The organism is Comamonas faecalis (genome assembly GCF_039538025.1).
Taxonomy (GTDB): domain Bacteria; phylum Pseudomonadota; class Gammaproteobacteria; order Burkholderiales; family Burkholderiaceae_C; genus Comamonas_C; species Comamonas_C faecalis.
The window spans coordinates 17,457-41,460 of sequence record NZ_BAABBP010000010.1 but is presented as its reverse complement, the minus strand read 5'-3'; the positions used below and the strand labels follow the sequence as shown (position 1 = coordinate 41,460).

The 24,004-nt window shown below is 66.3% G+C and carries 20 protein-coding genes; 10 read left to right on the top strand and 10 right to left on the bottom strand.

The features are described from left to right. Window positions 1-186: 186 nt before the first annotated feature. The 3 genes from ABD767_RS07385 to ABD767_RS07375 all read right to left on the bottom strand — a co-directional run bounded on the left by ABD767_RS07385 (window position 187) and on the right by ABD767_RS07375 (window position 2,992). Complete coding sequence (locus ABD767_RS07385; protein ID WP_103044462.1) at window positions 187-1,464, bottom strand: TRAP transporter large permease subunit; 1,278 nt, start codon at window positions 1,462-1,464, stop codon at window positions 187-189. Further along, window positions 1,461-1,955, bottom strand: coding sequence for a TRAP transporter small permease subunit (locus tag ABD767_RS07380; RefSeq protein WP_103044463.1), 495 nt, complete (start codon window positions 1,953-1,955; stop codon window positions 1,461-1,463). The genes ABD767_RS07385 and ABD767_RS07380 overlap by 4 nt, the downstream gene beginning before the upstream one ends. A gap of 65 nt (window positions 1,956-2,020) precedes the next feature. Beyond that, window positions 2,021-2,992: a TRAP transporter substrate-binding protein DctP gene (locus ABD767_RS07375; protein ID WP_103044464.1), complete on the bottom strand. Its 972-nt coding sequence runs from the start codon at window positions 2,990-2,992 to the stop codon at window positions 2,021-2,023. A gap of 374 nt (window positions 2,993-3,366) precedes the next feature. On the opposite strand from ABD767_RS07375, the gene ABD767_RS07370 reads away from it, so the two are divergent. Then, window positions 3,367-3,822 carry an Lrp/AsnC ligand binding domain-containing protein gene (locus ABD767_RS07370; RefSeq protein ID WP_103044465.1) on the top strand — a complete coding sequence of 152 codons (456 nt, stop codon included), beginning with the start codon at window positions 3,367-3,369 and terminating at the stop codon, window positions 3,820-3,822. A 12-nt stretch (window positions 3,823-3,834) separates the two neighbouring features. Here the strand turns inward: ABD767_RS07370 and ABD767_RS07365 are convergent, their stop codons facing one another. From ABD767_RS07365 to ABD767_RS07335, 7 genes are all read right to left on the bottom strand, one after another. Then, the gene (locus ABD767_RS07365) at window positions 3,835-5,313 is read right to left on the bottom strand and encodes an amino acid permease (protein ID WP_103044466.1); all 1,479 of its coding nucleotides are present in this window, start codon (window positions 5,311-5,313) and stop codon (window positions 3,835-3,837) included. A gap of 76 nt (window positions 5,314-5,389) precedes the next feature. Beyond that, window positions 5,390-6,184: an ATP-binding cassette domain-containing protein gene (locus tag ABD767_RS07360; protein ID WP_103044467.1), complete on the bottom strand. Its 795-nt coding sequence runs from the start codon at window positions 6,182-6,184 to the stop codon at window positions 5,390-5,392. A gap of 18 nt (window positions 6,185-6,202) precedes the next feature. After that, window positions 6,203-7,111, bottom strand: coding sequence for an ABC transporter permease subunit (locus ABD767_RS07355; RefSeq protein WP_103044468.1), 909 nt, complete (start codon window positions 7,109-7,111; stop codon window positions 6,203-6,205). 121 nt (window positions 7,112-7,232) lie between these two features. After that, on the bottom strand, window positions 7,233-8,198 hold the full coding sequence (locus ABD767_RS07350; protein ID WP_103044469.1) for an ABC transporter substrate binding protein: 966 nt from the start codon (window positions 8,196-8,198) through the stop codon (window positions 7,233-7,235). A gap of 85 nt (window positions 8,199-8,283) precedes the next feature. Next, window positions 8,284-9,975 carry an electron transfer flavoprotein-ubiquinone oxidoreductase gene (locus ABD767_RS07345; protein ID WP_344869040.1) on the bottom strand — a complete coding sequence of 564 codons (1,692 nt, stop codon included), beginning with the start codon at window positions 9,973-9,975 and terminating at the stop codon, window positions 8,284-8,286. A 207-nt stretch (window positions 9,976-10,182) separates the two neighbouring features. After that, window positions 10,183-13,737: an exodeoxyribonuclease V subunit gamma gene (gene recC / locus ABD767_RS07340; RefSeq protein ID WP_344869038.1), complete on the bottom strand. Its 3,555-nt coding sequence runs from the start codon at window positions 13,735-13,737 to the stop codon at window positions 10,183-10,185. 62 nt (window positions 13,738-13,799) lie between these two features. Next, window positions 13,800-14,435, bottom strand: coding sequence for an FCD domain-containing protein (locus ABD767_RS07335; protein ID WP_103044471.1), 636 nt, complete (start codon window positions 14,433-14,435; stop codon window positions 13,800-13,802). Between the two features lie 121 nt (window positions 14,436-14,556). Between ABD767_RS07335 and scpA the strand changes: the two genes are divergently transcribed. The 9 genes from scpA to ABD767_RS07290 all read left to right on the top strand — a co-directional run bounded on the left by scpA (window position 14,557) and on the right by ABD767_RS07290 (window position 23,992). After that, window positions 14,557-16,713 (top strand): methylmalonyl-CoA mutase, encoded by a 2,157-nt coding sequence (gene scpA, locus ABD767_RS07330; protein ID WP_103044472.1) that lies wholly within the window; start codon window positions 14,557-14,559, stop codon window positions 16,711-16,713. A 47-nt stretch (window positions 16,714-16,760) separates the two neighbouring features. Then, entirely contained in the window at window positions 16,761-17,102 is a 342-nt protein-coding gene (locus ABD767_RS07325) for a CopG family transcriptional regulator (protein WP_146031445.1), read from the top strand. Beyond that, the gene (locus ABD767_RS07320; protein ID WP_103044474.1) at window positions 17,099-17,515 is read left to right on the top strand and encodes a PIN domain-containing protein; all 417 of its coding nucleotides are present in this window, start codon (window positions 17,099-17,101) and stop codon (window positions 17,513-17,515) included. Before ABD767_RS07325 ends, ABD767_RS07320 begins: the two co-directional genes overlap by 4 nt. A gap of 6 nt (window positions 17,516-17,521) precedes the next feature. Further along, window positions 17,522-18,583 (top strand): methylmalonyl Co-A mutase-associated GTPase MeaB, encoded by a 1,062-nt coding sequence (gene meaB / locus ABD767_RS07315; protein ID WP_103044475.1) that lies wholly within the window; start codon window positions 17,522-17,524, stop codon window positions 18,581-18,583. Between the two features lie 66 nt (window positions 18,584-18,649). Next, window positions 18,650-20,182 carry a carboxyl transferase domain-containing protein gene (locus ABD767_RS07310; protein WP_103044476.1) on the top strand — a complete coding sequence of 511 codons (1,533 nt, stop codon included), beginning with the start codon at window positions 18,650-18,652 and terminating at the stop codon, window positions 20,180-20,182. Between the two features lie 160 nt (window positions 20,183-20,342). Then, entirely contained in the window at window positions 20,343-22,391 is a 2,049-nt protein-coding gene (locus tag ABD767_RS07305; RefSeq protein ID WP_103044477.1) for an acetyl-CoA carboxylase biotin carboxylase subunit, read from the top strand. 57 nt (window positions 22,392-22,448) lie between these two features. After that, window positions 22,449-22,910, top strand: a complete 462-nt coding sequence (locus ABD767_RS07300) for a VOC family protein (protein ID WP_103044478.1) — start codon at window positions 22,449-22,451, stop codon at window positions 22,908-22,910. A 164-nt stretch (window positions 22,911-23,074) separates the two neighbouring features. Next, window positions 23,075-23,467, top strand: coding sequence for a DUF488 family protein, N3 subclade (locus tag ABD767_RS07295; protein ID WP_103044479.1), 393 nt, complete (start codon window positions 23,075-23,077; stop codon window positions 23,465-23,467). Between the two features lie 60 nt (window positions 23,468-23,527). Further along, window positions 23,528-23,992, top strand: a complete 465-nt coding sequence (locus tag ABD767_RS07290) for a carboxymuconolactone decarboxylase family protein (RefSeq protein WP_103044480.1) — start codon at window positions 23,528-23,530, stop codon at window positions 23,990-23,992. The last annotated feature ends 12 nt before the right edge of the window (window positions 23,993-24,004 follow it).

The window sequence follows — 24,004 nt, the reverse complement described above, 5'->3', positions numbered from 1 at the left end:
TCTGTTTCCGTAGAAGGCAAGCCCTCTGGCCTATGGTGTCCTTGTCGTAATCAGCGTCGGTGCAACATCCATCGACCAGAGGGTTGGTCTCCTACGGCCGTCGTACCTGACCGTGGGAACGGCGCCCTCACCGCGATGGGGGCATTCCCGTAGTCTGCCCACAGGCCCACGCAGGGCCATGCAAGCCTATTTCCCGTAAACCACGTCGCGCAGATACAGCGACAGCTCGGGCACGTAGGTGATGACCATCAGGCAGGCCAGGATCACCGCGACGAAGGGCAGCAGGTGGCCGACGATGCGGTCGAGCGACAGCCGCGCCACGGTGCAGGTGGCAAACAGGTTGACGCCGAATGGCGGCGTGATCATGCCCAGCGCCAGGTTGACGACCATGATCAGCCCGAAGTGCACCGGGTCGACGCCGAAGTGCGCGGCCACCGGCGCCAGGATGGGGCCGAGCACGATGATGGCGGCGCTGGTCTCGATGAACATGCCGATCACGAATAGCGCGGCGTTGACGCCCAGCAGGAAATAGGTGGGTGATTGCAATACCTGCTCCAGCCAGCGGCCGATGGCGTCGGGCACGCCTGCGCGCGTGATCAGGAAGGCGAACAGCCCGGCGTTGGCAATGATGAACATGATCACCGCCGACGACAGCGCCGACTTCTTCAGTACGCCGTACAGGTCGCGCACGCCGATCTCGCGGTAGATCAGCATGCCGACGATGAGCGCGTAGAACACCGCGACGGCCGAGGCCTCGGTGGGCGTGAAGATACCGCCGTAGATGCCGCCCAGGATGATGACCGGCATCAAGAGCGCCCAGCCGGCCTGCCACGTCGACTTGAGCAGCGGCATGCGGCCGCGGCCGTCGTGCTTGCCCCAGCCCCGGATCTTGCAGGTGATCCACACGAACAGCATCAGCGCGCCGCCGATCAGCACGCCCGGGCCGAAGCCGGCGATGAACAGCTCGCCGATCGATACCTCGGCCGCCACGCCGTACAGAATCATCGGGATGGATGGCGGCACGATCACGCCCAGCTCCGCGCTGGTCGCCTGCAGCGCGGCGGCATAGGTGACCGGGTAGCCGTGCTTGACCAGCGCCGGGATCAGGATGGCGCCAATCGCGAACGTGGTGGCGACCGATGAACCCGAGACGGCCGCGAAGATCATGCAGGTCAGCACGCAGGTCATCGGCAGGCCGCCCTGCACGCCGCCGACCAGGCTCTTGGCAAACTCGACCAGGCGGCGCGAGATGCCGCCGGCCTCCATCAGGTTGCCCGCCAGGATGAAGAAGGGGATGGCCGCCAGTGGAAATTTGTTGACCGCGCCAAACATCTCCTTGACCGCGATCAGCATGTTGGCGTTGGCCAGCTGGATGCCCAGAATGGCCGACAGGCCGATCGAGACGGCCACAGAGATCGACAGCGCAAAGCACAGCGCCATCGTGCCAATCATTGCGCCGGTCATTGGGCGGTCTCCAGTTCCATGCGGCGCGGGTCGATCAGGTTGCCGACGATGCCGGGGATGCAGAACAGGCCGCCGGCCGGTACCGCCAGATAGGCCCAGAACATCGACACCGACTCCAGCCCTGCCATGGTCTGCACGCTGGCGCGCCGGGCGTAGTCCCAGCCCCACCAGATCAGGATGGCGATGAGCGTGAGCGACGCCAGGCACACCACCCATTCGAGCACGCGGCGCAGGCGCGGCGGGCTCCAGCGGTAGAGCACGTCGACGCTGATCATCGCGCCCTGGCGGAACGCCATCGGGATGGCCAGAAAGATCATCCAGATCAGTGAGAAGCGGATCAGGACTTCAGTCCATTCGGCCGGACTTTCAAACACGAAGCGCATCAGGATCTGGAACATGCCCAGTGCGGACGCGATGGCCAGCATGGCGCAGGCGAGGGCCATTGCGATTCCCGAACTCCAGCGCTCGCAGGCTAGGAAGAGAGATTTCATTTTTCTGTACGAAAACGCCCGTGGGCCGGCGTGGCCCACGGGCGTGTTTCAAATCACCAATGCATTCACTGGAAGTTGCGGATGGCGTCGAGCTTGTCCTTGCCGAATTCTTTCTCGAACTGGGCATTGACCGGGGCGAGCACCTGCACGAACTTGGCCTTGTCCAGGTCGTCGATCACGGTCATGCCGCGCGCACGCAGCTCGGCCACGCCCTTGGTATCGTCCTCGTCCACGCGGGCGCGGTTGGCGCGCGTGCCCTCCTGTGCAGCCTCGGTGAAGATTTTCTTGTCCTCGGGCGAGAGCTTGTCGAACGTGGCCTTGTTCATCAGGAAGATGCAGGGCGAGTAGACATGGCCGGTCAGCGACAGGTGTTTCTGCACCTGGTCGAAGTTGGCCGAGATGATGACTGGCAGCGGGTTCTCCTGCCCGTCCACGGTGCCCTGCTGCAGTGCGGTGAACACCTCGGGGAAGGCCATCGGCGTGGTGATGATGCCAAAACCCTTGTACGCGGCGATGTGCACCGGGTTCTCCATGGTGCGCATCTTCAGGCCCTTCAGGTCGCCGGGCTCGCGCACGTCGCGCTTGCTGTTGGTCATGTGGCGGAAGCCGTTCTCGGCCCAGGCCAGGCCGACCATGCCCTTGGACTCGAACTTCTTGAGCAGATCCTGGCCGATGGGCCCGTCGAGTACCGCGCGCGCGTGCGTCTTGTCGCGAAACAGGAAGGGGACGTCCAGGATCTTGGTCTCGGGAACGAAGTTGGGAATGGGGCCGGTGGAGGTGAAGGTCAGCTCCTGGGTGCCCAGCTGCACCGCCTCGACCGATTCGCGCTCACCGCCCAGCGAGCCGTTGTAGAAGGTCTGGATCTTGTAGCGGCCGCCGCTGCGCTTTTCCACCTCCTTGGCAAAGGTGTCGATGGCGATGCCCTGGTGCGAGTTCTGCGCCACCGAGATGTTGATGCGCATCGTGGTCTGCGCCGCTGCGCCCCAGGTGATGCCCAGTGCCAGGCCCAGTCCGAGGGCGATTTTGCTCAGCTGCATGTAGTCTCCTTGTTAGCGAATGCTGCAAAAAAATTATCACGTTGCAACATGGCAGCCGGCATAGGGTTTGTGCCGGTTCGTGGGTATTTCCGTGCCAAAACATTGGGCGCACAAACGACAAAGCCCGTGGACTGCGCCACGGGCCCTGGATGGATGCATCGCCTACGCCCTGGGTGGATAAACCCTGCGTTTTGGTGGGTCACCAGCACCGGTAAGTGCTGCAGCTCCGCCAACTTGGTGCGCTCCGGTAAGAGCGCCTCGTTGGATGTAAGTATGCGCCAGCGGCCGCAGATGATTTTGCTGAATTTCTTTCAAAAATCCTGCTGAACAGAATATTTTTCTTTTAACGGCATTTGTGTTGAATAATTTACGGCATGGATAAGCTTGATCGAAAAATTCTCTCTGTCTTGCAGAAGAACGCGCGCGCCAGCCTGCAGGAGGTCGGCGCGGTCGTGGGCCTGAGCGCATCGCCCTGCTGGGGGCGCATCAAGAAAATGGAGGAGGCCGGCGTGATCGAGGGCTACACGGTGCGGCTGAACCCTTTGGCGCTGGGCCTGGGCGACACGGTGCTGGTCATGGTGACGCTGGACAGCCACAGCGACAACACGCTGGAAAAATTTGGCGAGGTGCTGGCCAGCATTCCCGAGGTGGTCGAGGCGCACCTGGTTTCGGGCGAGTACGACTATTTGCTGCGCGTCGTCGTCAAGGACACGCGCGACTACGAGCGGCTGTTGCGCGAGAAGCTGTACAAGATCCGCGGCATCCGCCACAGCCAGTCCAGCTTTGTGTTGCGTACGCTGAAGAAGGCCGACCTGCCGCTGGGGGTGTAGCGGAGACGGTTTTCAGTACGCCTCGGGCTTCACGCGCATTTCGTCGTAGGAGACGATGCGCGAGCCGCGCACCAGGCGGTAGCCCAGCCAGATCAGCAGGAACAGCGGCAGCCCGATGTAGGTGGCCACGACGCCGGTCCAGTCGATGTGCTCCTGCAAAAACGCCTGGTAGTTCTGGCCCAGCGTGATCGTCAGGCACAGCACGAAGGCGAACACCGGGCCGAACGGAAACGACCGGGTGCGGTAGGGCAGGTCGTTGATGTCCAGGCCCTGCGCCACATAGCCCTTGCGAAAGCGGTAGTGGCTGATGGCAATGCCCAGCCAGGCGATGAAGCCGGTCATGCCCGAGAGGTTGAGCAGCCAGATATAGACCGCCTGCGGGCTGAAGATATTGGTCAGAAAGCACAGCGCGGCCAGCGCCGTCGTGCCCAGCAGCGCCATGATGGGCACGCCGCGTGCGTTCACCCGGGCAAAAATGGCCGGCGCCATGCGCTGGCAGGCCAGCGTGTACAGCATGCGGGTGGATGCGTACATGCCCGAGTTGCCCGCCGACAGTACCGAGGTGAGCACCACCGCGTTCATCACCGCAGCGGCCGACAACAGGCCGGCGCGCTCGAACACCAGCGTGAACGGGCTCACCGCGATGTCGCCCACGTCGTTCTTCAAGAGCTGCGGGTCGGTGTAGGGAATGATTAGGCTGATGACCAGGATGGCGAAGACGTAGAACAGCAGGATGCGCCAGAACACTTGGCGCACCGCGCGCGGGATGTTTTTCGCCGGGTTCTCCGATTCGCCGGCGGCGATGCCGATCAGCTCGGTGCCCTGGAACGAGAAGCCGACGATCATCGCCACGCCGATCAGTGCCGAGAAGCCGCCGGCGAACGGCGCGTCGTCCAGACTCCACAGCTGCAGGTGGGCCCACAGTCCCTGGTGCTGCGCGTCGCCGCGCACGATGCCCAGAATCATCAGCACGCCGACGACGATGAAGATGATGACGGTGGTCACCTTGATCGCGGCGAACCAGTATTCCGCCTCGCCGAAGCCGCGCACCGAGATGGCGTTCAGCCCCACCATGATGGCGAGGAAGGCCGCACTCCACAGCACGCCGTCGACATCCGGGAACCAGTAGGCCATGACCAGTTGCGCGGCGACCAGGTCGACCGCAATGGTTACCGCCCAGTTGTACCAATAGTTCCAGCCCAGCGCGAAGCCGAAACCTTCGTCGACGTAGCGCGCGCCATAGGTGGCGAACGAGCCCGAGGTGGGCAGGTAGGCGGCCATCTCGCCCAGGCTGGTCATCAGGAAGTAGACCATCAGGCCGACGACCATGTAGGCCAGCACCGCGCCGCCCGGGCCGGCCTGCGAGATGGTGGCACCCGAGGCGACGAACAGGCCGGTGCCGATGGAGCCGCCGATGGCGATCATCGACAGATGGCGCGCCTTCAGCGTACGGCGCAGCTGCTGGCCGGACGGGGCGGGATGGTCACTCATGGGGGGAAAACTTTCAGTCGCAAAGACAGGACGGGTGCCGCGGCCCGCGGCGGCCGGCGAGGGAGGGGTGGGGCGGTCAGCCCAGCAGCAGCGCGTCGTCGGCGAGCTTTTCGCCGCGCACCTTCTCGAACATGTGCAGCAGATCGGGCACATCCATGCGCGCGCGCTCCTCGCCGGCCACGTCCAGAACCACCTGGCCCTGGTGCAGCATCACGGTGCGTTCCCCGACGTCCAGCGCCTGGCGCATGCTGTGCGTGACCATCATCGTGGTCAGCTGCGACTCGGCGACGATGCGCGCGGTGAGCTGCAGCACGAAGTCGGCAGTGCGCGGGTCGAGCGCCGCGGTGTGCTCGTCGAGCAGCAGGATGCGCGAGGGCTGCAGCGCCGCCATCAAGAGGCTGACGGCCTGGCGCTGGCCGCCCGAGAGCAGGCCGATGCGGTCCGTCAGGCGGCTCTCCAGCCCCAGGCCGAGCGTGGCCAGGCGTTCGCGCCAGCCCTCGCGCATCTGCGTCTTGACCGCGCGAGAGAGGTTGCGCAATGCGCCGCGGCGCTGGGCCAGCGCCATGTTCTCCTCGATGGTCAGGTCCTCGCAAGTGCCGGCCATCGGGTCCTGGAACACGCGCGCGACGCGCTCGGCGCGCTCCCACACGGGCTTGCGCGTCATGTCCACGCCATCGATCAGGATGGAGCCGCTGTCGACCATCTGGTCGCCCGAGACCGCGTTGAGCAGCGTGGACTTGCCCGCGCCGTTGGAGCCGATGACCGTGACGAACTGCCCGGCCGGGATGTGCAGCGACAGGCCGCGCAGCGCGCGCGTCTCGATCGGCGTGCCGGGGTTGAAGGTGAGTTGCAGGTCTTGTGCGCTCAGCATGGCGTGGCCTCGCTCCGGTTACAGGCTCTTGGGGGCATCGGGCAGGCTTTTGTGCTTGAGCTTGCGCTTGATCTGCGGAATGACCAGTGCCACCGTCACCAGCACCGCGGTGACCAGGTTCAGATCCTGGGCCTTCAGGCCGATGAAGTCGCTGTTGAGCGCCGCGGCGATGAAGAAGCGGTAGACGATGGCGCCGATGACCACGGCCAGCGTGGCGTAGACGACGCGGCGCGACGGCAGGATGCTCTCGCCGACGATGACCGCGGCCAGGCCAATCACGATGGTGCCGATGCCCATCGAGATGTCCGAGCCGCCCTGGGTCTGCACGAACAATGCGCCGGCCAGGCCGACGAGCGCGTTTGAGACGGCCATGCCCAGCAGCACCATGGCGCCGGTGTTGACGCCCTGGGCTCGGCACATGCGCGCGTTGGAGCCGGTGGCCCGAATCGCAAGGCCGCGCTCGGTGGCGAAGAACCAGTTCAGCGCCAGCGTGCAGGCAATGGTGAAGACCAGCACGATGACGGGGCGCATCACGTAGTCGGGCACGCCGTCGGGCTGCAGCTGGGTGAACAGCGTGGGGTCGTTGATCAGCGGAATGTTGGGCCCGCCCATGATGCGCAGGTTGACCGAGTACAGGCCGATCATCATCAGGATGGAGGCCAGCAGATCCATGATCTTCAGTCGCACGTTGAGCCAGCCGGTCACCAGGCCCGCGCCGGCGCCCGCGGCGGTAGCCGCCAGCGTGGCCAGCCAGGGGTTGGTGCCGCCGGCGATCAGCACCGCGCAGACGGCGCCGCCCAGCGGAAAGCTGCCGTCCACGGTGAGGTCGGGAAAACGCAGCAGGCGAAACGAGATGTAGACGCCCAGGGCGACCAGCGCGTAGATCAGGCCGATCTCGATGGCGCCGAGCAGGGAAAACAGGGACATGGGGCAGCAGACGATTGCTGTGGAACTGAAACACGCAAAAGCCCCGGCAAGGGGCTCAGGTGAGGGCCGGGGCGGCGTGCGCCAGCTCCGCGCGGGAGCTTGGCGCACACCGGCCGTGGGTTTACTTGACGACTTGCGCGGCCGAGTCGATCAGCGCTTGCGACAGCGTCACGCCCTGCTTTTCGGCGGCGCCGGGGTTGACGAACAGCTCGACCTTGGTGCTGGTCTCGGGCTTGATGTCGCCGGGCTTCTCGCCGTTCAGTATGCGCACCACGATGCGCCCGGTCTGCTCACCCAGGTCGCGGTAGTTGATGCCAAGCGCCGCGATGGCGCCGCGCTTGACGCTGTCGGTGTCCGAGGCGATCAGCGGCAACTTGGCGTCCTGGCCGACCTTGACCAGCGATTCGTAGGCCGAGACCACGTTGTTGTCGGTGTTGGTGTAGATCACGTCCACTTTGCCGATCAGGCTGCGAGCGGCGCTGCTGACGTCGACCGAGCGCGGCGCCGACGCCTCGACCAGCGTCATGCCCATCGTGGGCAGCAGCTCCTTGAGCTGCTTGACGACGACGACCGAGTTGGCCTCGCCCGGGTTGTAGACCATGCCCACGCGCTTTGCGTTGGGGACGACCTGCTTGACCAGTTCCATCTGCTTGTCCAGCGCCAGCAGGTCGGACACGCCGGTGACGTTGGTGTGCGACGGCTCCCAGTTGGCCACCAGCTTGGCGGCGACCGGGTCGGTCACGGCGGAGAAGACGACCGGGACGGTCTTGGTGGCGGCCACGACGGCCTGCGCCGACGGCGTGGCGATGGCGACGATGGCGTCGGGCTTGTCGCCGATGAACTTGCGCGCGATCTGCGCGGCCGTGCCGGTGTTGCCCTGGGCGCTCTGGTACTGCCACTTCAGGTTCTTGCCGGCCTCGAAGCCAGCTGCCTTGAGCGCGTCCTGCACGCCGTCGCGCACCGAGTCCAGCGCCGGGTGCTCGACGATGGCCGTGATGGCGACGGATTTCTCCTGCGCTGCAGCGGGCAGGGCGGCGGCCAGCGCCAGGCTCAGGGCGCCCATGGTCATCCAAGGCGAAAATTTCATCGGTCTCTCCTGTTGGTTGTCATCATTGGTCAATGGTGCGGCGCGTGAACGCGGCCCGCGCGAGTGTACGCGGGCCGCGCGAGCGTTACATGCCCGAGTAGTTCGGCCCGCCGCCGCCCTCGGGCGTGACCCAGACGATGTTCTGCGTCGGGTCCTTGATGTCGCAGGTCTTGCAGTGCACGCAGTTCTGCGCGTTGATCTGCAGGCGCTCCTGGCCGTCCTCGCCCTCGACGAACTCGTACACGCCCGCCGGGCAGTAGCGCGCCTCGGGGCCGGCGTACTTGGCCAGGTTGATCGTCACCGGCACCTTGGCGTCCTTGAGCGTCAGGTGCGACGGCTGGTTTTCCTCATGGTTGGTGTTGCTGATGAACACGCTGGAGAGGCGGTCGAAGGTGATCTTGCCGTCGGGCTTGGGGTAGACGATGGGCTTGCACTCGGCCGCGGGCTTGAGGTAGGCATGGTCGGGCTTGTCGCGGCGCAGCGTCCACGGAATGTGCCCGCGCAGCACGAACTGCTCCAGCCCATTCATCACGGTACCGGCGACCAGGCCGTGCTTGAACCAGTTCTTGAAGTTGCGATCCTTGTTGAGCTCGGTGTACAGCCAGCTGGCCTCGAACGCCTTGGGGAAGGCCGTGAGCTCGTCGTGCTGGCGCCCGGCGCCCAGTGCGTCGAAGATCGCCTCGGCGGCCATCTTGCCGGTCTTGATCGCCGAGTGGCTGCCCTTGATGCGGCTGACGTTGAGAAAACCCGCGTCGCAACCCACCAGCACGCCACCGGGGAAGATGGTCTTGGGCACCGCGTTCAGGCCGCCGGCGTTGATTGCGCGCGCGCCGTACTGCAGGCGCTTGGCGGTCAGCTCGCCCTTGGCGTTCTCGAAATACCAGCGCACGTTGGGATGGGTCTTCCAGCGCTGGAACTCCTCGAACGGGCTCAGGTAGGGGTTGGTGTAGTTCAGCCCGGTGACAAAACCCAGCGCGATCTTGTTGTCCGGCAGGTGGTAGATGAAGCCGCCGCCGTAGGTGGCGTTGTCCATGGGCCAGCCGGCGGTGTGCATGACGAAGCCGGGCGTGTGGCGGCTGGGGTCGATCTCCCACAGCTCCTTGATGCCGATACCGAAGCTGGCCGGGTCGCTGTCCTTGTCCAGCGCAAAGCGCGCGATCAGCTGCTTGCCCAGGTGGCCGCGCGCGCCCTCGGCGAACACGGTGTACTTGCCCAGCAACTCCATGCCGAGCTGGAAGTTATCAGTCGGCTGGCCATCCTTGCCAAGCCCCATGTTGCCGGTGGCCACGCCCTTGACCGCGCCGCTGTCGTCGTACAGCACTTCGGCGGCGGCAAAGCCGGGGAAGATCTCGACGCCCAGCGCCTCGGCCTGTTCGCCCAGCCACTTGGTCACATCGCCCAGGCGCACGATGTAGTTGCCGTGGTTGTTGGCAAACGGCGGCAGAAAGACGTTGGGCAGGCGCCAGCCCGAGCGCTCGCTCAGGAAGACGTAGCCGTCGTCGGTGACCGGCTGGTTCAGGGGCGCGCCCTTGGCCTTCCAGTCGGGGATCAGCTCGGTGAGCGCCTTGGGATCCATGATGGCGCCCGACAGGATGTGCGCGCCGGGCTCCGAGCCCTTTTCCAGCACCACGACGGAGACGTCCTGGCCTTTTTCCTCGGCCAGCTGTTTGATGCGGATGGCGGTGGCAAGGCCGGCCGGGCCGCCGCCGACGACGACGACGTCGTACTCCATCGATTCGCGGGGGCCGAACTGGGCAAGGATTTCTTCGTTGGTCATGGGTGTCTCATCGTCTGTGCGCAAATGCGGGGCATTGTCGGTGCAGCGGTGCCGGGCGGCTGTCCGCAGCGCGACCGACCGGAGCCGGTCAATTGTATGCGGCGCTGCAGCATGGATGCACTCGCACGGCTGGGGGTTGGCCCATCGGCTTTTTTGCGCTACGGCTGTACCGCGCCGCGCGCTGAGACCCGGAGCGGACTGACGATCTCAGTTTGCATCGTCCCAGAGCTGCACGCGCACCTGCTCCTGGCACCAGCGCAGCAGCGGCCCGTGCACCTGCGGGGCGGTGTCGTGCAGTTGGCCGTCGTGCGCCAGCGCGGCGTAGTCGGGGTACAGGCGGGCCCAGTACGGGTCGCCGCCCTCGGCCACGCCCTGGAAGCTGCCCTGATAGGCCGCCACCGCCTTGGCCTCGCCCTGGGTGAGCAGGGCCAGCGCCGTCCTCAAAGGCAGTGGCAATGGCTGGCTTTGGCCGTGGCGCCACAGCGCCAGCAGTGCGTCCAGCGCATTACGGGCCGCAGCAGCAGGCATGGGCGCGATGTGCAGGCACTGGCTGAGCCCGACGACGAGCGCGCCCGCCGTCTGCCCGCAGGCGGCGGCCACCAGGCTGCGCAGGTAATAGGGCAGCAGCCTGTCCGCGCGCGCACGCTGGTTCTTGCCGTCTTTCTCGCTCAGTTCGCGCGGATCCATGTCAAGCCACAGCGGCGCCGCTGCGGGATTCTGGGGAGCGTGCAGCAGCGTGGGCAGCCAGTCCTGCAGGCGCACGCCTGCGGCTTCGTAGTGCAGCAGCTGGCGCTCGCCCGGCTGGCTGTGGCTGCTGCGCGCCTGCTGCCAGTGCGTCAGGGCCGGTGCCAGCGTGGCCTGCAGCTGTGCCGCCTGCCGCTGGCCCACGCTGGCCAGCGGCAGGCGGCCGCTGCGCTGCAGGCGCTGCAGGTGCTGGCGCAGGCTGGCGGTGGTGAAGTCCTCGCCCGGTGGCTGGCCGTCCTGCGCGCTGGCGGCCAGCCAGTCGCTGCAGACCTGCTGCTGCAGCTCCTGCACGACCTCGAAGTTATCCAGGCCCTGCAGTGCAAACGGCTCGTTGTCTTCCTGCGTCTCGTCCTGCGCGTCGAGGAAGACCTGCAGGCGGTGCTGGAAGAAGGCGCGTGCCGGATGGCGCAGCCAGGCTTGCAGCCGGCGCAGTGTCAGCGGCGTCTGTGGGTCGGGAGCAAAGGCGGGCAGGGCGTCGACTGGTGTCGTCTGGGCAAGGTCGGCATCCCCGGTCTGCGCATGCGCGGCGCGCCACTCCTGCGCATGGGTGTGCAGGCCACCACCCTGTTCGAAGTAGGCGCGGCTGAAGGGCTGCAGCGGGTGGGCCGTCGTGCGCTCTGCCAGCAGGCTGTCCGGCGTGTCGCCCTGGCCGCGCCAGCCGGCGGCGAGGTAGTCGCGCAGCTGCGCCACCAGCACCGACGGCGGCTGCTCGCTGTTGTCCCGCGCCAGGCGGCCGGTCCAACTGACGTAGAGCGTGCGCCGCGCCGACAACAGAGCATCCAGCATCAGCTGGCGGTCGTCGTCGCGGCGGGCGCGGTCGCCGGGGCGGTATTGGCCGCGTTCCTGCATCAGGTCGAAGTCGCTGCGCTGGCTGCGCCGCGGGTAGTCGCCTTCGTTCATGCCGACCAGGCAGACGACCTCGAACGGAATGGCGCGCATCGGCATCAGCGTGCAGAAAGTCACGCCGCCGGCGCGAAAGCGTTGCGCCAGCGAGGGCTGGGCCAGCGCGTCCAGCCAGGCCGATTGCGCGACGGCCAGCGCAATGGGCTCGTCAAACCCCGCCTGCTCGCAGTCCTGCAGCCAGCGAAAGAGCGCGTCGCCCAGCAGTCCCAGCAGCGCGCGGTCGGTCTCGCTGCGCGCAAGCACCAGCTGCGCCAGCAGCGCGCGCAGGCGGTCGGCCCATTGCTGCGGCGTGGCCGGCTGCAGGCTTTGCTGCCACCAGCGCTGCAGCATGTCCAGCAGCGTAGCCAGCGCACCGGCCAGCTCGGCATCGAGCCCGCCAACCTCGTCGTAGGGCTCGATGCCCTGCCAGGCGGGCGACTGCTGCTGGCCCCGCGCGTCGGCTACGCCCTCGCCACCGCTGGCGTAGCCCAGCAGCATGCGGCGCAGACCGAAGCCGGCGCTGTTGGCGTCGCCGCAGGCGGCCAGGTCGAGCTGGGCGCGCTGGGCGCTGCCCAGGCCCCAGCGGATGCCGGCGCCGCTCATCCAGCGGGTGAGCAGCGGCAGGTCGGCCTCGTCCAGCCCCAGGCGTGCGGCCACGGCCGGCACCTGCAGCAGGTCGCACAGCTCGGACAGGTGCACGCGCTGGCTGGGCAGTCGTAGCAGCCATTGCAGCGCGGCCACCAGCGGGCTGGCGGCGCGCGCGCCCAGGTCGGCAATGTCGAACGGAATGTGGCGCGCATCCTGGCGCGGATATTGGCCGAACACCGCGCGGATCGACGCGGCCGCCTGCTGCACGTCGGGCAGCATGACGACGATGTCGCGCGGCTGCAGCGGCGCCTGGCCGGCGGCGGGCGGCGCGGCCAGCAGATCCAGCAGCTGGTCGTGCAGCACCTCCAGCTCGCGCACCAGGCTGTGCGCGCTGTGAAAGACGATGGAGCGGTCGCCTGCCGGCACGTGGTGGCCGGGCAGCAGGCTGCGCGGGTGCTCGGCCAGTGGCAGCAGGTCGCGGATGCTGCGCTGCACCTGCTCGAGCAGCAGGCCGTCGCTGGCGGGCGTGTCGTCGTACAGGTCGACGCGCGGCCAATCCAGCTCGGCGGCCGTCTGCAGCGTGGTATCGAAGGCGTCGAGCTGGCGGATGGTGTCGCGGCACTGGCGGCCCCAGGCGGACAGCAGCGGGTGGGCGTGCAGGTGCATGGCCTGTAGCGGCACGCCTGCCAGCGGCGCGCCGCCGCGGTCGGGGTGGCGCTGGCGCTGCTGGCGCAGCAGATCGCGCCCGTCGATGGCGTCGGCCCAGTGGTAGCGGCTGGGGTTGTGCACCGCCAGCACGATCTGGCTGTGCCCGGCCAGCGCCGCCAACAGCTGCAGCAGCGACAGCGGCATGTGGCTGAGCCCGAACACGACGACGCGCCGCGCCACTGGCTGCTGCGCCGGTGTGCCCGAGGCCAGGTGCTGCAGCGCCCGCGCATGCACCGCGGCGCGCGTGCCGGCGCGCTCGGCGGGGCTGAGTTCGGCCAGCAGCGCTTGCCACAGCGCGCACTGCCACTGCTGCTGCGCGGGCAGCGGCGCGTCGGGCTGGCCGGGCTGGGTCAGCACGGCCAGCCCCTGGGCCCAGGCGTCCAGCCAGTCGCCGCGGTAGATCTGGTACTGGTCGAACAGGTCGGCCAGGCGCCGCGCCAGCTGCAGGCGCCGCTCGGGCTCGTCGCCCTGCAGGTAGCGCTGCAGCGGCGCGTAGACGGGCTGACCCACGACCTGGGGCAGCAGTTGCATCAATCGCCACAGCAGCGCGGACTTGTCCAGCGCCGAATGGTGGGGCACGGCGCGCGGGCCCAGGACCTGGCGGTAGCTGGCCCAGGCAAAGCGCGCGGGCAGCTCCAGCCGCACGGCGGCGCACACGCCCTGATGCTGGGCCAGCTGCATCTTGAGCCACTCGGCCATGCCGTTGCTTTGCACCAGCACCACCTCGCTCTCCAGCGGCGCCAGCGGGTGGGCGGCCAGCCACGCGGCCATGGTGTCGGCCAGCGCGTCGGTGCGGTTGCTGTGCAGGGCGATCAGGCCCGGGGGGCAGTCAGGAATCACGGCAGGCGTTGGATGGTGGCAAAACCGCAACCATAGCGCGCCACGCGCCTCTGCCGAGCAAATTACGCCGCGGCTTGCAGCCCTTGCGCGAAATGGGCCTGGACGGCCCGCGCCGCCGCCTGGCCGTCGCGCGCGCGCAGCGCGGCCATGATGCTCGCGTGCTCGGCCAGCGAGTCGGCGATACGCCCCTGCTTGAACAGCGAGTGGTGGCGGTTGAGCTTCATGACCTTGCGCAGGTCGGCCACCAGCTGGTTGCGCCAGCGGTTGTCCGCCAGCTCCAGGATGCGCATGTGAAAGCGTTCGTTGAGGGCAAAAAAGCGCTCGCGCTCACCGGTCGCGCCGGCCAGTTCGTCGTGCAGCGCCTGCAGCTGCGCAAGCTCGGCGTCATTGGCCTGGCGCGCGACCACGGCGGCCGCGTCGCTCTCCAGCAGCGCCAGCAGGTGGTAGACGTCGCGCAAGTCCTTGTCGCTGACCTCGGTGACGTAGGCGCCGCGGCGCACCTTCATCGTCACCAGTCCCTCGGCCGCCAGCACCTTGAGCGCTTCGCGCAGCGGCGTGCGGCTGATGCCCAGCTCCTCGGCAATCTTCAGCTCGTCGATCCAGCTCCCCGGCTCCAGCTCGCGCTGGAAAATGCGCTGGCGCAGCTGCTCTGCAACCTGCACATACAGCGCCTTGGGAGTCAGGAGGGCTTGGGACATGGGGCAAATGTAGCGCAATTTTGAATTAATAATTACAGATCGGGTAAACTCCGATGGTTTGTGCGGCGCAGCACCTGTGCGTCGCATTTTTTGCCGCATTTTTGCCCAAGCGCTCCCAGCCATGAACCAATCTGCTCCTGAATTTCAGCCCGCCGACCTCCAGGCCTGGGCCAAGGCGGCGACCAAGTCCGCCCCCGGCGGCGACGTCGGCGCGCTCAACTGGGTGACGCCGGACGGCATCACGGTCAAGCCCCTGTATACCGCCGAGGACACGGCGGGCCTGCCCTATGCCAATACGCTGCCCGGGTTCGAGCCCTATCTGCGCGGCCCGCAGGCGACGATGTATGCGGTGCGCCCCTGGACGATTCGCCAGTACGCGGGCTTCTCGACCGCCGAGGAATCAAACGCCTTCTACCGCAAGGCGCTGGCCGCAGGCGGGCAGGGTGTGTCGGTGGCGTTCGACCTGGCCACGCACCGCGGCTACGACAGCGACCATCCGCGCGTGACCGGCGACGTGGGCAAGGCGGGCGTGGCGATCGACAGCGTCGAGGACATGAAGATCCTGTTCGACGGCATTCCACTGGACAAGGTGTCGGTGTCGATGACGATGAACGGCGCCGTGCTGCCGGTGCTGGCGGGCTATGTGGTGGCGGCGGAGGAGCAGGGCGTGTCGCAGGACAAGCTCTCGGGAACGATTCAGAACGACATTCTGAAAGAGTTCATGGTGCGCAACACCTATATCTACCCGCCCAAGCCGTCGATGCGCATCATCGGCGACATCATCGAGTACACGGCCAAGAACATGCCGAAGTTCAACTCGATCTCGATTTCTGGCTACCACATGCAGGAAGCCGGGGCCAACCAGGCGCTGGAGCTGGCCTTCACGCTGGCCGATGGCAAGGAATACGTGAAGACCGCGATCGCCAAGGGCATGGACGTGGACGAGTTCGCCGGCCGCCTGTCGTTCTTCTGGGCGATTGGCATGAATTTCTACCTGGAGATCGCCAAGATGCGCGCCGCCCGCCTGCTGTGGTGCCGCATCATGAAGGGCACGGGCGCCAAGAAGCCCAAGAGCCTGATGCTGCGCACGCACTGCCAGACCTCGGGCTGGTCATTGACCGAGCAAGATCCGTACAACAACGTGGTGCGCACCACCATCGAGGCCATGGCGGCCGTATTCGGCGGCACGCAAAGCCTGCATACCAACGCGCTCGACGAAGCGATTGCACTGCCGACGGAGTTTTCCGCCCGCATCGCGCGCAATACGCAGCTCATCATCCAGGAAGAGACGCACATCACCAACGTGATCGACCCCTGGGCCGGCAGCTACATGATGGAGAAGCTGACCCAGGACATGGCCGACGCCGCCTGGAAGATCATCGAGGAAGTCGAAGCCATGGGCGGCATGACGGCGGCAGTGGACAGCGGCTGGGCCAAGCTCAAGATCGAGGCCGCCGCCGCCGAGAAGCAGGCGCGCATCGACTCGGGGCGCGAGGTCATCGTCGGCGTGAACAAATACAAGCTGGCCAAGGAAGACCCGGTCGACATCCTGGAGGTGGACAACGTCAAGGTGCGCGAGAACCAGATTGCGCGCCTGAACGCGATCAAGCAGCAACGCGATGCCCAGGCCGTCGGCCAGGCACTGGCCGCGCTTGCCGCGGCCGCAGAGAGCGGACAGGGCAACCTGCTGGATCTGGCCATTCAGGCGGTTCGCCTGCGCGCCACGGTGGGCGAGGTCTCCGACGCACTGGAAAAATCCTTTGGACGGCACCGCGCCGATACGCAAATGGTCACTGGTGTGTACGCCACCGCCTACGACGGCGCCGAAGGCTGGGAGAAGCTCAAGGGCGAGATCGACGCCTTTGCCGAGCAGCAAGGTCGCCGCCCGCGCGTCATGATCGCCAAGCTGGGCCAGGACGGCCACGACCGCGGCGCCAAGGTGGTGTCCACCGCGTTTGCCGACCTGGGCTACGACGTGGACATCGGCCCGCTGTTCCAGACGCCCGAGGAGTGTGCTCGCCAGGCGATCGAGAACGACGTGCACGCGATTGGCGTCAGCACGCTTGCCGCCGGCCACAAGACGCTGGTGCCCGCAATCATCAATGCATTGAAGGAGCAGGGCGCGGACGACATCATCGTCTTCGTGGGCGGTGTGATTCCCGCGCAGGACTATGACTTTCTGTGGGACGCAGGCGTCAAGGGCATCTACGGCCCGGGTACGCCGATTCCGGCCAGCGCCAAGGACGTGCTCGAGCAAATCAAGAAAGCGATTGCCTGATTTCGCAATTTGAAATACAGTAATACGGTATTTCGAAGGAGCGCATCATGGCCGTATCCGTTCGCATGGATCCCTTGCTGGAAAAAGAGCTGGAGCAGGCTGCCCGGCGCCAGGGGGTGACCAAGTCGCAATTCATCATTGCCGCGGTGGAGCGTGCGCTGGGGCGCAAAGACCCGGCGCAGCTCTACCACCAGGTGATGGAGGAGGCGGTGCAATACCGCCTTGCGGATGGCGACGCGGGCGCGCCGCAGCCGCTCAGCACCAGCGAGCGCCTGCGCGGCAAGCTGCAGGAGCAACGCCAGGCCCACACGCGTGATTGGCTGGCCTACCAGGATGCCCGCAAGAAAGGCGTGGCCTGGGTGCCTGACGACGAGGACGCAGCGCCGTGAACGTGGCCTTGCTTGACACCGGCCCGCTGGTGGCGCTGTTCGATACCGAGGACATCGCGCACCCGCACTACCGCGCCTTGCTCGTGGGTCAGCCGTCAGGCTGGCATCTGACGACCACCTGGCCTTGCGTGGCGGAGGCGTCGCATTTTTTGCCCTCGGCGGCGCGCTGGAAAATGCTGCGCTGGGTGGAGCAAGGCGGCGTGAGCGTCTTTCCCTTCGATCCCGGTCACCTGGATGACATGCTGGTGCTGATGCACAAGTACACAGACAGCCGACGCACGCAGATGGACTTTGCCGACGCCACGCTGGTCTGGGCGGCGCAGGAGATGGGCGTCACGCAGATCTGGACCACCGACGTGCGCGACTTTTACCGCTACCGCCTGTCAGATGGCAGGGGCTTTGAAATTCTGTAATTCGGCATGACACCCCATTCCCTGCTCGACGCCATTCTTCGCGGCGCGCCCCCGGTGCGCCGCCGCGCCATGGCCAAGGCCATCACGCTGCTGGAATCCACCCGCGCCGATCACCGCGTCCAGGCCGATGCGCTGCTCACCGCGCTGCTGCCGTATACCGGCCGCGCGCTGCGCCTGGGCATCAGCGGCGTGCCCGGCGTGGGCAAGTCCACCTTCATCGAGGCGCTGGGCCTGCACCTGATCGGACAGGGCCTGAAGGTGGCGGTGCTGGCCATCGACCCCTCGTCCAGCGTCACCGGCGGCTCCATCCTGGGCGACAAGACGCGCATGGAGCAACTCTCGATGCAGGAGGCCGCCTACATCCGCCCCAGCCCCAGCGGCGGCACGCTGGGCGGGGTGGCCGAGAAGACGCGCGAAGCCATGCTGGTCTGCGAGGCCGCGGGCTACGACGTGGTCATCGTCGAGACTGTCGGCGTGGGCCAGAGCGAGACCGCGGTGCACGGCATGACCGACATGTTCTGCGTGCTGCAGCTGCCCAACGCGGGCGACGACCTGCAGGCCATCAAGAAGGGCGTGATGGAGCTCGCTGACCTGGTCGTGATCAACAAGGCCGACATCGACCCCAACGCCGCCACGCGCGCCCAGGCGCAGATCACCTCCAGCCTGCGCCTGCTGGGCTTTCACGGCAACCCGGAGCGCGATCCGCACGACGGCGAGCTGTGGAACCCCAAGGTGCTGCAGATCAGCGCGCTGCAGCACCAGGGCGTGGACGGCTTCTGGGCGGCAGTGTGCGACTACCGCCGGCTGCAAACCGCCAACGGGCGGCTGTCGCTGCGCCGCGAGCGCCAGGCGCTGGCCTGGATGTGGGAGCGCATCGACTTCGGCCTGAAACAGGCTTTTCGCGCGCACCCGCAGGTGCGGGCGCTGCTGCCGCAGCTGCAGGCCGACGTGGCGCAGGGCCGCATTGCAGCGTCGACCGCGGCGCGCCAGCTGCTGGCGGCGCAGGCCGGCGGCGCCCCCGCCGTTGCCCACGCAACCGAGACGGCCGCGCCGCAGCCGGCCCTTTGAATCACTGCCGCACCGCGGCAACGCAGACCTCCTGAATACCAACCGCATACCAACCAAGGACCAACCATGCAAAGCATCCTGGAACAACTGCAGCAAAAGCGTGAACTCGCCCGCCTGGGCGGCGGGCAGAAACGCATCGACGCGCAGCACAAGAAGGGCAAGCTCACCGCGCGCGAGCGCATCGAGCTGCTGCTCGATGAGGGCACGTTCGAAGAATGGGACATGTTCGTCGAGCACCGCTGCGCCGACTTCGGCATGCAGGACAACAAGATCCCGGGCGACGGCGTGGTGACCGGCTACGGCATGATCAACGGCCGCCTGGTGTTCGTCTTCAGCCAGGACTTCACCGTCTTCGGCGGCGCGCTGTCCGAGGCGCACGCCGAGAAGATCTGCAAGGTGATGGATCAGGCGATGAAGGTCGGCGCGCCGGTGATCGGCCTGAACGATTCGGGCGGCGCGCGCATCCAGGAGGGCGTGGCATCGCTGGGCGGCTACGCCGACGTGTTCCAGAAAAACGTGCTGGCCAGCGGCGTGGTGCCGCAGATCAGCATGATCATGGGCCCGTGCGCCGGCGGCGCGGTGTATTCGCCCGCGATGACCGACTTCATCTTCATGGTCAAGGACAGCAGCTACATGTTCGTCACCGGCCCCGAGGTGGTGAAGACCGTGACGCATGAGGAGGTGACGTCCGAGGAGCTGGGCGGCGCGCTCACGCACTCGACCAAGAGCGGCGTGGCCGACCTGGCGTTCGAGAACGACGTCGAGGCGTTGTTGATGCTGCGCCGCCTGTACAACTATCTGCCGTTGAACAACCGCGAAAAGCCGCCGGTGCGCCCCAGCATGGACCCGGCCGACCGCAAGGACATGAGCCTGGACACGCTGGTGCCGGCCAACGCCAACCTGCCCTACGACATGAAGGAGCTGATCCTCAAGACCGTGGACGATGGCGACTTCTTCGAGCTGCAGTCCGACTACGCCAAGAACATCGTGATCGGCTTTGCGCGCATGGAGGGGCAGACCGTGGGCATCGTCGCCAACCAGCCGCTGGTGCTGGCCGGCTGCCTCGATATCAAGAGCAGCATCAAGGCGGCGCGCTTCGTGCGCTTTTGCGATGCGTTCAACATCCCCATCATCACCTTCGTCGATGTGCCCGGCTTCATGCCCGGCACCGCGCAGGAGTATGGCGGCATCATCAAGCACGGCGCCAAGCTGCTGTTCGCCTACGCCGAGGCAACGGTGCCCAAGATCACGGTGATCACGCGCAAGGCCTATGGCGGCGCCTACGACGTGATGGCCTCCAAACACCTGCGCGGCGACGTGAACCTCGCCTGGCCCAACGCCGAGATCGCGGTGATGGGCGCCAAGGGCGCGGTGGAGATCATCTTCCGCGAGGACAAGAACGACCCGGTCAAGCTCGCGGCGCGCGAAGCGGAATACAAAGAGCGCTTTGCCAACCCCTTTGTCGCGGGCGCCCGCGGCTTCATCGACGACGTGATCCTGCCGCACGAGACCAGGAAGCGCATCTGCCGCTCGCTGGTCATGCTGCGCGAGAAGAAGCTGGAGAACCCGTGGCGCAAGCACGGCAACATTCCGCTGTGATTACCGCGTAACGCTTTGGAGAAAACAAAACCATGTTCATAAAAATTCTGATTGCCAATCGCGGTGAAAACGGCCGCATGGCGGACGTTTCAACAAATTGCCTGCCGCAGCCTGCGCAGCGGGCTGCTATACGCAACCACAACGCTTAAGGAGCCTGCGAATGTTTACCAAAATCCTGATCGCGAACCGGGGCGAGATTGCGTGTAGGGTAATTGCAACGGCCCAGAAAATGGGCATCAAGACCGTCGCGGTTTATTCCGATGCCGACAAGGATGCCCGCCACGTCAAGCTGGCCGACGAGGCGGTGCACATTGGCGCGCCGCCCAGCCGCGAGTCCTACCTGGTGGCCGACCGCATCATTGCCGCGGCCAAGCAGACGGGCGCGCAGGCCATCCACCCGGGCTACGGCTTTCTGTCGGAAAACGAGGCCTTTGCCAAACGCGTGGAGGAGGAAGGCCTTGCCTTCATCGGCCCCAAGCATTATTCGATTGCTGCGATGGGCGACAAGATCGCCTCCAAGAAGCTGGCCCAGGAGGCGGGCGTGAGCTGCATCCCCGGCTACAACGAAGCGATCGAAACGCCCGAGCACGCGGTCGAGATCGCCAAGGGCATTGGCTATCCCGTGATGATCAAGGCGTCGGCCGGCGGCGGGGGCAAGGGCCTGCGCGTGGCCTTCAACGACAAAGAGGCGCACGAGGGCTTTACCTCGTGCCGCAACGAGGCACGCAACAGCTTTGGCGACGACCGCGTGTTCATCGAGAAGTTCGTGCAGGAGCCGCGCCACATCGAGATCCAGGTGCTGGGCGACTCCTTCGGCAACGTGGTCTACCTGAACGAGCGCGAATGCTCGATCCAGCGCCGCCACCAGAAGGTGATCGAGGAGGCGCCGTCGCCCTTCATCAGCGACGCCACGCGCAAGGCCATGGGCGAGCAGGCGGTGCAGCTGGCCAAGGCGGTCAAGTACCAGAGCGCGGGCACGGTGGAGTTCGTCGTCGGCAAGGATCAGGATTTCTACTTCCTGGAAATGAACACCCGCCTGCAGGTCGAACACCCGGTGACCGAGTGCATCACCGGCCTGGACCTGGTCGAGCTGATGATCCGCGTGGCCGCAGGCCAGAAGCTGCCAATCGCCCAGCAGGACGTCAAGCGCGAGGGCTGGGCCATCGAGTGCCGCATCAACGCAGAAGACCCGTTTCGCAATTTCCTGCCGTCCACCGGCCGCCTGGTGCGCTTTGCGCCGCCGCCGCAGACCATGTTCCAGGCCGAGCCCGAGAAGAAGTACGGCGTGCGTGTGGACACCGGCGTGTACGAGGGCGGCGAGATCCCGATGTTCTATGACTCGATGATCGCCAAGCTCATCGTGCATGGCGTGGATCGCAACGACGCGATTACCAAGATGCGCGCCGCGCTCAACGGCTTTGCGATCCGCGGCATCAGCAGCAGTATTCCGTTCCAGGCGGCGCTGCTGGCGCACCCGGACTTCGTCAACGGCAACTTCAACACCGGCTTCATCGCCGAGCACTATTCCCACGGCTTCGTCGCCGAGGACGTGCCGCACGAAGACCCCGACTTCCTCATCGCGCTGGCCGCCTACATGCACCGCCGCTACCGCGCGCGCGCCACGGGCATCAGCGGCCAGCTGTCCGGCCACGAGGTGCAGGTGGGCGAGGAATTCGTCGTCGTGTCGCTGGGCCATGAGGGCCGCCACCAGTACTACCCGCTGTCGGTGACTGACTTCGAGAGCGACTCGGGCTCGAGCATCGTGCATTTGAACGGCAAGGATTACCGCATCAGCAGCACCGCCCACCTGGGCAGCATCCGCATCCAGGGAGCGTGCAACGGCCAGGGCTTTACCGCGCAGATCGAGCGCGGCCTGCCCAAGAACCCGCTGGCGCTGCGCGTCATGCACAACGGCACGCAGGTCGATACGCTGGTGCTCACACCGCGGCGCGCCGAACTGTTCAAGCTCATGCCCTACAAGGCGCCGCCAGATATGTCCAAGTTCCTGCTCTCGCCCATGCCCGGCCTGCTGGTCGACGTGGCGGTTCAGCCGGGGCAGAAGGTGCAGGCAGGCGAGAAGCTGGCCGTGATCGAGGCAATGAAGATGGAGAACATCCTCTTTGCCGCGCAGGATGGCGTGGTCGGCAAGATTGCCGCGGGCAAGGGCGATTCGCTGGCCGTCGACGAGGTCATTCTCGAATTCGAATGAAACACCGTCGCGCGCGGGGCACGAATCCGCTGGCGCGCGGCTTCAACGGAGCAAAACATGACCCGTCCTTTCAAGGTGCTGGGCATCCAGCAGATCGCCATTGGCGGCACCGACAAGTCGCGCATGAAACGCCTGTGGGTGGACATGCTGGGCCTGACGCAGACCGGCCAGTTCACCAGCGAGCGCGAGAACGTCGACGAAGACATCCTGGCCATGGGCAGCGGCGTGCACAAGGTGGAGGTCGACATCATGCAACCGCTGGACATCGACAAAAAACCCGCGGTGCACACCACGCCGCTCAACCACATCGGCCTGTGGATCGACGACCTGCCGCGCGCGGTTGAATGGCTCACCGCACAGGGCGTGCGCTTTGCTCCGGGCGGCATCCGCGCGGGCGCAGCCGGCTACGACATCTGCTTTCTGCACCCCAAGGCCAACGATCAGTTCCCGATCGCGGGCGAGGGCGTGCTGATCGAACTGGTACAGGCTCCGCCCGAGGTGATTGCCGCGCTGGGCTGACCACTGCACCATCCCACGAAAACCCCGGCTGTCTTCAGCCGGGGTTTTTTGTTGGCCGCTTGCACTGCGCCATGGGGCGCTGGTCAGGGCAATAGCCCTACTGGTATCGACGCGGGTAAACGCGACTATCCTGACCGCTGACCGACAGAAACAGAGGCACTGTCATGAGCAAGAAAATCCCCGCGGATCATGTCCGCATCAAGCGCGCATACGAAGCGCCCGAACCTGGCGATGGTGTGCGCATCCTGATCGACCGCCTGTGGCCGCGCGGCGTCAAGAAAGAGGCTCTGGCACTCGACGACTGGAACAAGGACTTGTCTCCCAGCACCGAGCTGCGCCAGTGGTTCGGCCACGACCCGGCGCTCTGGGACGGGTTCCGTACCCGCTATACCCAGGAGTTGCGAACGCACGCTGCGGCCCTGGCAGCCTTGCAAAACAGGGCGCAGCACGAGGTCATCACGCTGGTGTATTCCGCGCACGATGAGGCGCACAACAACGCGGTGCTGGTGCGCGAACTGCTGCTCGATCCGCGCGGGCTGGAGGCGGCGCTGGGCTGAGCCGAGTGGTCGCATTCAGCGTTCCGTCGAAATGTTTATTACTTTCAGAAAGGGATATCAATGGCACAACGCATCAATTACCCGCAGGTCTCGCCGGGTGCATTCAAGGCCATGCTTGGCTTGGAGCAGTATGTGCGCGGCTGCGGCCTGGAGCATTCGCTGCTGGAGCTGGTCAAGACGCGTGTCTCGCAGATCAACGGCTGCGCCTACTGCCTGGATATGCACACCAAGGACGCGCGTGCTGCCGGCGAGACCGAGCAGCGCCTGTACGTGCTGCCAGCCTGGCGCGAAACCAGTTTCTACACGCCGCGCGAGCGCGCCGCGCTGGCCTGGGCCGAGGCGGTGACGCAACTGGGGCCGCACGGCGTGCCCGACGAGGTCTATGACGAGGTACGCCAGCAGTTCGACGAGAAATCGCTGGTCGACCTGACACTGGCGGTGATCGGCATCAACGGCTGGAACAGGTTTGCCATTCCATTCCGATCCGAGGCAGGTCACTACCAGCCGCCCACCCACAAGGCGTGACACCACGAGGAG